The 11,062-nt window shown below is 69.4% G+C and carries 8 protein-coding genes; 2 read left to right on the forward strand and 6 right to left on the reverse strand.

The annotated features are described in order from the left end of the window. Positions 1–84: 84 nt before the first annotated feature. The gene (locus ACIA77_RS35390; protein WP_395890413.1) at positions 85–807 is read left to right on the forward strand and encodes a G1 family glutamic endopeptidase; all 723 of its coding nucleotides are present in this window, start codon (positions 85–87) and stop codon (positions 805–807) included. Here ACIA77_RS35390 and ACIA77_RS35395 read toward each other — a convergent pair. The 4 genes from ACIA77_RS35395 to ACIA77_RS35410 all read right to left on the reverse strand — a co-directional run bounded on the left by ACIA77_RS35395 (position 788) and on the right by ACIA77_RS35410 (position 6,712). Then, complete coding sequence (locus tag ACIA77_RS35395) at positions 788–1,162, reverse strand: antibiotic biosynthesis monooxygenase family protein (protein ID WP_395890414.1); 375 nt, start codon at positions 1,160–1,162, stop codon at positions 788–790. The genes ACIA77_RS35390 and ACIA77_RS35395 overlap by 20 nt on opposite strands. 42 nt (positions 1,163–1,204) lie before the next feature. After that, entirely contained in the window at positions 1,205–1,873 is a 669-nt protein-coding gene (locus ACIA77_RS35400) for a hypothetical protein (RefSeq protein WP_395890415.1), read from the reverse strand. 5 nt (positions 1,874–1,878) lie between these two features. Next, positions 1,879–2,400, reverse strand: coding sequence for an O-acetyl-ADP-ribose deacetylase (locus ACIA77_RS35405; RefSeq protein ID WP_395890416.1), 522 nt, complete (start codon positions 2,398–2,400; stop codon positions 1,879–1,881). 1,423 nt (positions 2,401–3,823) lie between these two features. Then, positions 3,824–6,712 (reverse strand): ATP-binding protein, encoded by a 2,889-nt coding sequence (locus ACIA77_RS35410; RefSeq protein WP_395890417.1) that lies wholly within the window; start codon positions 6,710–6,712, stop codon positions 3,824–3,826. A gap of 447 nt (positions 6,713–7,159) precedes the next feature. Here ACIA77_RS35410 and ACIA77_RS35415 point away from each other — a divergent pair, with 447 nt between their 5' ends. Further along, positions 7,160–8,263 (forward strand): S1 family peptidase, encoded by a 1,104-nt coding sequence (locus ACIA77_RS35415; RefSeq protein ID WP_395890418.1) that lies wholly within the window; start codon positions 7,160–7,162, stop codon positions 8,261–8,263. 98 nt (positions 8,264–8,361) lie between these two features. Here the strand turns inward: ACIA77_RS35415 and ACIA77_RS35420 are convergent, their stop codons facing one another. Together ACIA77_RS35420 and ACIA77_RS35425 are read right to left on the reverse strand one after the other, a co-directional pair. Then, complete coding sequence (locus tag ACIA77_RS35420) at positions 8,362–8,766, reverse strand: SsgA family sporulation/cell division regulator (protein WP_395890419.1); 405 nt, start codon at positions 8,764–8,766, stop codon at positions 8,362–8,364. A gap of 1,787 nt (positions 8,767–10,553) precedes the next feature. Next, positions 10,554–11,024: an Lrp/AsnC family transcriptional regulator gene (locus ACIA77_RS35425; protein ID WP_395890420.1), complete on the reverse strand. Its 471-nt coding sequence runs from the start codon at positions 11,022–11,024 to the stop codon at positions 10,554–10,556. Positions 11,025–11,062: the final 38 nt, after the last annotated feature.

An 11,062-nucleotide genomic window follows, 5' to 3' on the forward strand; every position in this document is an offset into this window, starting at 1 on the left:
CCTGGTCACGCGGATCCAACACTGTTACCGGTGCGCACCGCCTGTAACACCCCGAGTCCCCATCGGTGATCAGATTGGATTCGCATGAACTCGCCTCTCTCCTCACGGACCGCGCGGGTCCTGGCCGTCACGGCTGCTGCCGCGGCGAGCCTGGCGGCCGCGGCCGGCGTCGCCACGGTCAGCACGCCGTCGTTCGGCTCGTTCCACGGCCAGAACTTCTCGGGCGGTAACTGGGGCGGCTACGTGAGCTTCGGGAGCTTCACGACCGCGACCGCGAGCTGGACGGAACCGTCGGTGACCTGCCGGTCCAGCAACGACTTGTTCGCGCCGTGGGTCGGCATCGACGGCGACGGATCGTCCACTGTGGAGCAGACCGGCGTCGCCACCGACTGCTCCAGCGGCCGGCCCGTCTACCAGGCCTGGTACGAGATGTACCCGGCCGCGCCGGTGTACTACTCGTCCTCGTCCGCCCCGGTCAGCGCGGGCGACCACATCTCGGCGACGGTCACGCGCACCGGGACGAACACCTACCGGCTGGACATCAGCGACACCACCAAGGGCTGGTCGAAGACGATCAGCAAGTCGTTGACCTCCAAGCACTCCTCGGCCGAAGCCATCATCGAGTCGCCCACCGACTCCTACCCGACGATCTCCGGCGGCATCTCGTTCACCGGCGTGAAGTTCAACGGCCAGAACCTCGCCTCGACCAGTCCCGAAGGCCTCGACGCCGACGACCGCGGCACCGGCACGTTCAGCCCGAGCGCCATCGGCTCCGACGGCCAGAGCTTCACGATGACGCGGCACTGACCCCGTTCGGGGGCTCCTCTTCCGGGGGAGCCCCCTCGCCGCGGCTGAACGCGTAGGAGCGTTCGACGCGGGCGACGCGCACGTCGTACTCCTCGTACCAATCCCGGCGGCCCTGTCGTCGGGATTCGGTGTGCTCGACGTTCTTGCGCCACCCGGCGATGGCAGCTTCGTTGCGCCAGTAGGAGACGGTGATGCCCAGCCCGGACGGGTCGCGCACCGACGTCTCGCCCAGGTAGCCGTCCTGCCGGGCGGCGAGTTCCGACATCATCGCGGCGCGCTCGCCGTACCCGTTGTCGCCTTCGGTGCGGCGGGACGTGAAGATCACTGCGTAGTAGGGCGGTTCTGGTCTGTGCATGCTTGGTGTATACCTGGCTTCGGGCGGCTTGGCCAGGCGTTTTCAGCCCTGCAACGCCCCGACCGCCCACGCGAAGACCAGCACCGCGAGCAGCAGCGACACCGCGGCTTGCGCCATCATCGTCAGCTTCGCCCAGATCCGCAGCGGCATCACGTCGGTGGGGCTGAACGCCGTGGAGTTGGTGAAGGAGAGGTACAGGTAGTCGGCGTAGCGGGGCTCCCAGTCCCGGCGCGCGAGCTCGGGGCTGTCCATCTGCGGGAACAGCAGGTCCGGGAACTCGGCCCGGCCGAGCGCCCGCCGCGCCGGGCCGCCGCGGTCGAACTCCCAGTACCACAACGAGAAGACGACGACGTTCGTCCAGTACACGATGGCGCCGCTCACCAGCACCTGCGCCGCGTGCCCGCCGAACGTCCCCTGCACGATCCCCAGCACCAGCCGCACCGCCGACGCGGCCGTGGTCACGCTGACCAGCGCCAGTAAGACCAAGGACACGATCCGCTCGACCTTGCTGAACTCACCCATCCGCCCGGGGTTGATGAGCAGCAGCGCGACGATCAGCAGCCCGGACAGCGTCGGCAGCAACCACCCGGGCAACAGCTGGTGGGGCAACACCACCTGCAACGCCAGCGTCCCCACCACCACGCCGGCCGCCGGCCACCTCGTCTCGCCCGCCGTGCTCCGCCGCCACGCGGGCAGCTCCGCTGAACTCATGCCGCTCACGGTAAGGCGTCGCGGAACGCGTCGTACGCCCTCTCGTCGAACAACACGAACCGCACAACGCTGAACCGGCTGGTGTCAGCGTCGTTGACCGCCCCGATCGCGATCCGCGCCGCATCCTCCACCGGCCACCGGTAGACCCCCGTCGAAATCGCCGGGAACGCGATCGTCGCCGCCCCCAGCTCCGCCGCCACGGCCAGCGAATTCCGATGACAATCCGCCAGCACCCCCGACCGGTCTTCGGTCTGAGACCACACCGGCCCCACCGTGTGCACGACCCACCGCGCGGGCAACCGCCCCGCCGTCGTCGCCACGGCCTGCCCGGCCTTCAACCCCTTGCCGTAGTGCCCGGCCCGCAACTTCCGGCACTCCGCCAGAATCTCGGGCCCACCCTTCCGGTGAATCGCGCCATCCACCCCACCCCCACCGAGCAACGACGAATTCGCCGCGTTGACCACCACGTCGACTTCCTGTGCGGTGATGTCGCCCCGCACCAACTCGATGTCCACCATGGCGCCCATTGTCGCCCCGCCGCCCCCTCACCGCCGCGGCGATTTTTCCGCACCGGCCAGATAGCCCCCGCCCTCCCCACGGATGTCCGGCAAAGGTGTTGTGTTGTTCGGGGGTGAGCGCCTAGGTGGGGTTGCCGGTCATCTTGCGTAGTCCGGCGGCGATGGTGGACCGGCCCAGCCGGTGCGGCGCAGAGCGCTGGTGTCGAGGTTTCGCAGGCCGGTCCAGGTGCGGACGCGGGAGGAAAATCCGGGTTAGGCGATACTGCGGATGACGTGTCCGATGTGTGCAGGGGCCCAGCATGTGGGGGTGCCGGCGGTGATCAGATCCATCGTGTCGAGTAGCAGCTCGAACCGGGAGACCTCACCGCTTCCGAAGGGGATCTGGCGTTACCCGGCCACGACGGCGTCTTCGTGGTTATCGCTACGAGCAGGTGCGTTCGGCGCCGCCCGTGTTGACGAGTGCCGCACAGCGTTTAGCCGACCAGATTTGCCAGGACATGCTGCGAGAATCAGCGGCCCATTCCCCGACCGAGGTGAAGGACCGCGACCCGGCGGCACCGCGACCGCGGCCAGCGTCGGGGTCGAACCCGCCGACAATCACGTGATCAACGAGAGTCGTGCCCGCCCGGCAACAAGGCCGAAAGTCTTTGCAGACACCCCCGCCCTCCCAAGGGGGGCGTCCCATGCCCAGTCTACCGGGGGGATACGACAGAACCCCCGAACCGGCCCACCACACCGCCCAGTTGTCCACAACTCGGCCGCCGTGTGGACAACTGCGACACCACGGTTGCGGCGCCGGTATCGCCGCAACACACTGAAAACGTCAGAACCGACCGACAAAGGACGGCTTGAATGAAAAACCGCGCAGCCCATGCGATCCACACTTCGCGACTGGGTCCCGAAACGACGCCGCCGGCGACCGCAGGTTCGGCAAGCGCCAGCACGACCCAGATGCCGCATGCTCCGCCCGGCACGGGCCATGGGTAGCGTGGCGATCTCCGTGCAGCGGCGCGCGGAGCCGATGCCACATGCCTGCCAGGTGCAAGTCACCAGTAGTGCGGCGGTCTTCTTGCAGCGCTGCGCAAAACTGTTGCCGCGTTGTCGGCAAAGGTACGAGTCACCAGTCACCGCAGCGGCCGCGGAGCTGTGCCCCCAACCAAGTTCGAGTCATCGGTACCACCGCGATCTCCATGCAACGCCGCGCGGAGCCGACGCCACATGCTCCGCCAGGTACTAGCCGACTACCACACCGATCTCCGAGCACGGAACAGCCTGCACCAACCGCGGGCGCGAGCCACGAGCTGACACACCGATCCCCACCAGCTGCCACACGCCCCACCACGCCCCGACAACCAGCCGCTCTCCGCATCACCTACCCACAGCACCCCGAAAACGTCGGGCCCTACCTCTTCCAACAACCCAACCAAACACATCAACTCACCGCAGCAGCACCATCAGCCGAAAGACGCCGCGCCACATCCGTCCGCGCCCGTGCCCCCAGTTTCCGCAACACCTTCGCCACGTGCTGCTCCACCGTGCGCGGCGAGAGGAACAACCCGTCCGCGATCTCGCGGTTCGTCCGGCCCTCCGCGAGCATCCGGGCGACCTCCCGTTCCCGCGGCGACAACTCCCGTCCGTACCCGCGCCGCCCGCGTTGCGAAGGCGCCCAAGCCCCGTGTGAACGCAAGAGATGATGACAACGCCCCGCATCCCGTGTAGCCCCGAGCTGCTCGAACGCAGCAGCCGCCGAAGCCAGCGCGTCCACCGCCGGACGCTGACCCGCCAGCAGTCGCAGGCAAGCAGCCCGTTCGGCCATCGACGTGGCCAAGTACGGCATCGGCAAAGCCGCGTAAGCAGCAGCCGCCGAATCGAAAACCGCTGCAGCCGCGAGGTGTTTGCCCCGCGCGGCGGTCAGGACGGCGCGGCCCGCGCGCAGCGAAGCGACCGCCAGCGGCGAATCCCGCCCGGCCACGCCTCGCGCGAACTCCTCCACGAAAGCGTCCGCGTCGGACCACCGGCCTGCGCGCGTGTACGCATCCGCAGCCGCGGGCACCAACGACGCCGCCCACACCCAGCCGCCCTTGCGGCGCGCGGCGTCCACGGCGACGTCCGCGACCGAGCACGCGCCCGCCACGTCGTCACCCGCCAGGAGCACCCCGATCAGCACCGACGCGGCGCAGAGCACCACCGGGATCGGCCCGTCACCCGGCGAGTGCACCGAAGCCCGTGCCAAATGTTGTTGCGCCACAGCGAATTCGCCCCGCACCGCGGCCAGCCCGCCGAGCACGAGCGACGTTTCCATCACGATCGGCCCCAGTTCGGGGTACCGCGAGCGCACGTCCTCGGCCGTTTCCACGAGGCCGTCCCACTCGCCGCGGAACCACGCCAGCCGCGCCTGCGTGCCCTGGACGAGGCCGATCGCGTACAGCGCGCCGGCGTCCGTCGCGCGTCGCGAGCCCTCCTCGGCGAGCCGCGTGGCGCGGTCGAGGTGCCCGGCCCAAGACTGAGCGTCGGACAGGTTGCACCACAACCGCGCGAGCTGCACACGCTCGGCCACGCTCTCCCCGGTGTCCGGCAGCGCCTCGAACTCCGCCCACGCCGTGCCGTCGCCGAGGTGCGAGGCGCTCGCGATCCGGTCGACGGTCAGCGCCAGCCGCAGCTCGGGGTCCGTCAGTCCGGAGTGGACTTCCCGCGCGCGCCGCGTCCAGCGCTCGTGCCAGGAAAGCGGAGTCAGGCCGTCGATCGGCTGTGCCAGCAGGGTGATCCCGCGCGCGGCCACCTCCGGCCGGTCCACGAGCTCGGCGACGGCGCGGGCCACCTCCTCGCGCCCGCGTTCGAGCCGGCCGATCGTCCGCACCAGCAGCATGCCCAGCGAAAGCCGGATCGTTCCGCGCACGGCCGGCGGCAGCGGCCGGTCTTCCAGCACGCCCTCCAGCGTTTCGATCACGTCCGGCCGGAAGCCGCGCAGCGCGACCTCGCTGAGCTTCGTCGCGAGCCGGCCGACGTCGTCCGCCGCCGGCAGTGCCGCCTGCAGCAGGTCGATGGCCCGCGACGTTTCGCCGTGCGCGATCGCTTCGTCGGCCGCCGCTTCGGCATAGCAAAGCCACTTCTGCGTCCGCCCGGCCGCGTGCGCGTGCTGCGCGAGCAGCAACGACGGTGGCGACGGGAGCGCGTCGAGCACCCTCATCGCCTCGGTGTGCAGCAGCGTTCGCTCGGGGCCGCTCACCGCGTCGTACACGGCCTTGCGCGCGAGCGGGTGCCGGAAGCCGTACCGGTTTTCGCCCAGCTCGGCCAGCAAGCCGCCGCCCAGCGCGGCGAGCAGCGCCGCCCGCAGCGACTCCGCGCCGAGGCCCGCGACGTCACCCAGCGTCGCTGGTTCGGCGGGCACCGCCAGCACCGCGGCCGCTCGCGTCAGCTGCGCCGCCTGTTCCGGCAACGCGGCCAGCCGTTCGGTCACGGACTCACGCAGCGGAGCGGGCACCTCGAGGTTTTCCAGCAGCCGGTCGGAGAGCCCTTCGCCCGCGGGCAGCGGCGCGCTCCGCAGCGCGCGCACCGTTTCCTCGACCACGAACGGAATGCCACCCGTGCACTCGTGCAGTTTCACCGCGAACTCATCGCTGATCCGCGGCAGTTCCAGCACGTCGGCGGCCATCGCGCGCACCGCCGCAACGTCGAGCGGCCCGAGCGCGACGCGGGCCGTGTGGACCGTCGGCGCCGCCCGCACCGGTGCGCCCAGCGGGCCGGGCCACGGCTCGGGCCCGCTGCGGTACGCGGCCACCACGGCCAGCTCCGGCGGCAGGTCGGCGGCGAGGAACCGCATCAGGTCACCCGTGCCCTCGTCGGCCCACTGCAGGTCGTCGACCAGCATGATCGTCGGACCACACGCGACGAGCAGCTCCCGCACGGCGCGGAACACGCGGTGCCGCTGCGCACCCGGGTCGTCCAGCGGTTCGGGCGAGGGCGGCAGCTGGTCGGCCAGCTCCGGCAGCAACGGCCGCAGCACGCCGGCGACGGGGCTCAGCGGCCCGAGCGGCTGGTCGCCCGCTGCCCGCAACGCCTCCAGCACGGGTCCGTACGGGAACGGTTCGCGCAACGGCTGGCAGGTCCCGCGCAGCACCCGTCCGCCGGCGAACTCGCGCCGCCGCGCCAGCTCGGCGAGCACCCGGCTGCGGCCCATCCCCGGCTCGCCCTCCACGAGCGCGGCGGCGGGCCGGTGCCCCAGCACCTCGACCATGGTCGTGAGCTCGTGGTCGCGCCCTGAAAAAGCCGTCGGCCCGGTGCGCACGGTGACCGAAGTCGGGCGGGGGACGGCCTGCCACATCGTCGACCTCCCTGCGCGCTTGTCCGTTTCGCCGGGAGCCTAAGCAGCGTTTCCGCACCCGTAAACCAGCCGACGACCTGCACCTGGGCACCCCGCTCACACGTCTGCGTACGCACCGTCACCGGTTGGCAGACGGATCTTCGGTGCGGGATCACCATGCGTACGAAACCTCGGTTCGCCAATCGTTCCCGGGACGTATAACACGTTCCGGATGCGATAATCGCTACGCAAAGTAGTTGCCGGAATCCCTACTTATGGACGGTCCCCGGACCTTGGATCGGGCCGTTACGGCGTCTGGAGCAGGGCGTTCGGCCAGGGGGATTGGGTATACCTATCCGCCCTGCGCCCTTATTGCAGCGGGTTGGAGCGCCCTGCACGCTCTCACCCCGGGGGAGGGATGCGCCGCGTGGCCGCACCGGAGCCGCGCGTAATCAGCGAGGGAGAAGCATGAAGATCATCAGATTCCTCGGTGTCGCCGCAGTCGCTGCCGCGACGGCGGGCACGATGGCCGCGGTCACGAGCCCGGCTGCGGGTGCCGCACCGTTGAACCCCGACATGGTGCCGGCGATGCAACGCGACCTCGGCCTCACGCACAGCCAGGCCCTGGCCCGGCTCGCGGCCGAGGACTCCGCGACGAAGGTGGGCCAGGCGCTGCAGCAGTCGCTCGGCGACAAGTTCGGCGGCCTCAGCTTCGACGCGGCGACGGGCAAGGCGCGAGTGGCCGTGACCGACGCGGCGTTGGTGGACAAGGTGCGTGCGGCGGGCGCGGAGGCGCAGGTCGTGCGATTCAGCGAGCGGCAGCTCGACTCGAACGTCGCCAAGCTGAACGCGGGCGAGAAGTCCGCTCCGCAGGCCGTGACGTCCTGGGGCGTGGACCCGGCGAACAACCGCGTGACGATCACCGTCCTCAAGGGACAGGCCGCGGCGGCTCAGTCGTACGCGAAGCAGTCCGGTGTGGACGTTTCCTCGGTCGAGGTCACGGAGACCGCGACCGCGCCCCGGCTGCACTACAACGTGCTCGGCGGCGACGCGTACTACATCGGCAGCTCGTCGCGCTGCTCCGTCGGCTTCTCGGTGAATGGCGGCTTCCTCACCGCCGGCCACTGCGCGGCCCTGACGGGCGCCGGCCCGCTGAGCGGCTACAACCGCGTGGCGATGGGCTCGTTCTCCAGCTACCGTTTCCCGGGCAGTGACTACGCGTACGCCCGCGTGAACAGCAACTGGACCCCCGTCGGGCAGATCAACAACGGCACCCGCGTGAGCGGTTCCACGGCCGCTGCCGTGGGCGCCTCCGTCTGCAAGTCGGGCTCCACCACGGGCTGGACGTGCGGCACGATCCGCGCCAAGAACCAGACCGTGCGCTACCCCGAGGGCACGGTGACCGGCATGGTGCTCACCAATGCCCGCTCCGACTCAGGCGACTCGGGCGGCTCGTTCATCTCCGGCAACCAGGCGCAGGGCCTGCTGTCGGGTGGTGACACCGTGAACACGTACTACTTCCCGGTCACCACCGCGCTGTCGGCGACGGGCACCACGCTCGTCCGCGGCTGATTTTCCTCGCGCAACGAAGAAGGGCGGATCGAGTGCCTCCAGAGCACTCGATCCGCCCTTCTCCTTCTTGCGTGCCGCGGGATCGGCAGGCTTGTTCCTCACACGTTGCTGATCTCCTCGATCAGCCCCTCGATGTCGAACTTCTCGCTTTCGGCGCCCAGCGGCACGAGTTCGTAGGACGACTCCAGGAACGTCTCGAGGTCCTCGCGCTCCAGCTCGAACGACGCGTACCCGTCGGGTGACTCGATCTCCAGCGTCACCATCGCCGGGTCCTCCGACAGGTCCGGCCGGATCCGCACGTCGCCCAGCCCGGCCGGCTCCTCGAGCCCGGTCACGAGCAGATCACGCGCGAACGTCCACTCGATCCAGCGCCCCCGCTCGGTCCGGAACGCCACGGTGACCGCGAACGGCTCCGCGGCTTGGTAGGACAGGCGGGACAGCACCGGCGTGGTGCTCTCGTTCAGCAACACGAACTGGGTCTGGTGTACGGCGTCGGTCTGCACGGCTGCTCCTGGTGTGTCCTCCGTCGTTCGCGCCCTGCGAACTGGTCGGCAAGGAGATGATCAGCCCGGGACCTCGTGACGCCGGTTTCCCGCCATTCACGCGATCGGCTGCATCCGTCCTCTGTGGCGTAACACGGACCACATACCCCTTGCGTTCACCTCGGCACGGTTCGTTATGGAATCTCGCCCTGGTGTGCAGGGGCCGGAGGACTTTCGCGCAGGTCTGCGGGGTTTCGACCCGGGTTTGGCTTGGATCACGTTCGGGACTCGGCCGCGTGGCCGCTCGCGCGATCTGCGTGCCCTGTGCGCTCGGCCACGCCCTTCTGCTGACGCCGGCCGATTGCAGGTTGCAGTTGTGCAGACACCCGCCCGATGATCTGCCCCGCGGCTCAGCCTTCTGTGCTCGCACTCCCAGCTACTCGCTGTGCCGCGCTCCTCACGCCGTCTACCGCACTTCCTCGGGCGACTCGCCTGCCTTCGGTTGCCGCGTTCGTCACCCCGCCTCTTCGGCTCGCCCGCCTCTCGTGGGCGTCCGCTCCACCGCGACCGAACGTCCGATGTGGACCAGTCCGAAGTGGATCCCCGCCCGCTGGTGAGGTACAGGAATCCCCCACCACTCCCTGGGGGGACTGCCCTGCTCCATTCTACTGGCCCCCACCGACAAAATCGGCTCGTTGAGCGAGTTGTCCACACTGGGAACAAGTTGTGGACAACTGCGCCGCGGCACCATGTCCGGGAGGGAACCGACGGCGTGATGAGGCGGCGAGTCGGAGGGTCAGGGGTCGGTCGCTCGCGAGGGCGGCCCTTGGTGAATGGTGAGCCAGGAACTTCGGCGGGCCGCGGAAGGTGAATCGTTGAGGCGATCAGGAATCGCTGCGGAGACGGCTGATCATCGCGCGCCACGGGTCGCGCCGACCCGGGGAGAACGCTCCCGAGGATGGCCATGTGGGGAGACAAGCTGTCCCGGCCGCAGAACTCCTCGACTTCGCGGGTGCACGTTGCTCAGATCTGCTGCAGGCCTTGACCAGACCAGTCGTACCTCACGCAGATCGGTAGCGCGGCCCCGTCAGGTCGGCCGCATACCGCTCAGGCTTCCTGGCGTTGACCAGCTCGGCGCCGCGCTGCTCGGATCGACAGGTGGTCTCGACCAGGCGCCACACTTGGCAGCTCGCCTGAATCAGGCCAGCCGCACGCTGCTGCTCAATTTGGCTTCGATCAGCTGGGCGTACGTCGTGTAGGTCGGTGGCTCGGTTTGATCAGACCAGTTTCACGTCGGAAAGCTCCGCACTGCGGCTTGATCAGGCAGGCCGGGCCCGCGCAGATCGGTAGCGCAGTTCGATCAGGTGGACCGCGCTTCCTGGGGTCGATCAGCCGGCCGTTGGTCGCATTGGACGGCAACTCGGTTTGATCAGACCAAAGCCGGGCAGCTCCGCACTGCGGCTCGATCAGGCCGGCCGGACCCGCGCAGATCGGTAGCGCAGCTCGATCAGGCCGACCGCACGTCGCTCGGCTCGGCTTCCTGGCGTCGATCAGCCAGCCGCATGTCGCGTACATCGGCAACTCGGTTTGACCAGACCAGCCTCACGCCGCCCAGCTTCGCAGCGCGGCTCGATCAAGCCGGCGCGCGCAGATCGGCACTGTGGCTCGACCATGACACCTGCACGCTGCTCAGATCCGCTGCCTGGCCTCGACCAGGCCATCCGCGCCCCCCGCACATCGGCAGCGATCCGACCACAGATCACCCAGATCCCTTGTCCATCCCGAAGAAGCTCGAGAGCGAACCACGCTCAGTCCAACGGCAACGTCAACCCGACCTTCACCCGATCCATCGCCACACTCGTCGTGAAGTGGCGGACGTTCGGGTTGTCGAAGAAGGTGCGGCGGGTGAAGACCTCGAAGGCGGCCATGTCGGGGCAGGTCACGATCAACACGAAGTCCGCGGTGCCCGTGACGTAGTAACACTGCTGCACGCAGTCGTCCGCGAGGACTTGGCGGCGGAAGGAGTCCAGGACCGTCAGGTTTTCGCGCTCCATCTCGACCATCACCACGAACGTCATGGACAGCCCGAGGGCCGCGGGGGAGAGGACGGCGACCTCCTTCTCGATCACGCCCGTCTCGCGCAGGCGCTTGATGCGGCGCTGCACCGCGGCGGCGGAAAGCCCCACCTTCGCGCCGATGACCTCGGCGATCGTGCGTGAGTCGGACTGCAGGCAGGCGAGGATGGCGAGGTCGAGCCGGTCGAGGTCTCCACTGAGCACGCCCCAGGCTAACCGGGGACACCGACCCGACGCCTCGT

Source organism: Amycolatopsis sp. NPDC051903 (genome assembly GCF_044452505.1).
GTDB lineage: Bacteria > Actinomycetota > Actinomycetes > Mycobacteriales > Pseudonocardiaceae > Amycolatopsis.

What these genes read in the sequence shown, in the direction of transcription:
- ACIA77_RS35390 (WP_395890413.1), top strand. Translation starts at nt 85, where the DNA reads ATGAACTCGCCTCTCTCCTCACGGACCGCGCGGGTCCTGGCCGTCACG.
- ACIA77_RS35395 (WP_395890414.1), bottom strand. Translation starts at nt 1,162, where the DNA reads ATGCACAGACCAGAACCGCCCTACTACGCAGTGATCTTCACGTCCCGC.
- ACIA77_RS35400 (WP_395890415.1), bottom strand. Translation starts at nt 1,873, where the DNA reads ATGAGTTCAGCGGAGCTGCCCGCGTGGCGGCGGAGCACGGCGGGCGAG.
- ACIA77_RS35405 (WP_395890416.1), bottom strand. Translation starts at nt 2,400, where the DNA reads ATGGGCGCCATGGTGGACATCGAGTTGGTGCGGGGCGACATCACCGCA.
- ACIA77_RS35410 (WP_395890417.1), bottom strand. Translation starts at nt 6,712, where the DNA reads ATGTGGCAGGCCGTCCCCCGCCCGACTTCGGTCACCGTGCGCACCGGG.
- ACIA77_RS35415 (WP_395890418.1), top strand. Translation starts at nt 7,160, where the DNA reads ATGAAGATCATCAGATTCCTCGGTGTCGCCGCAGTCGCTGCCGCGACG.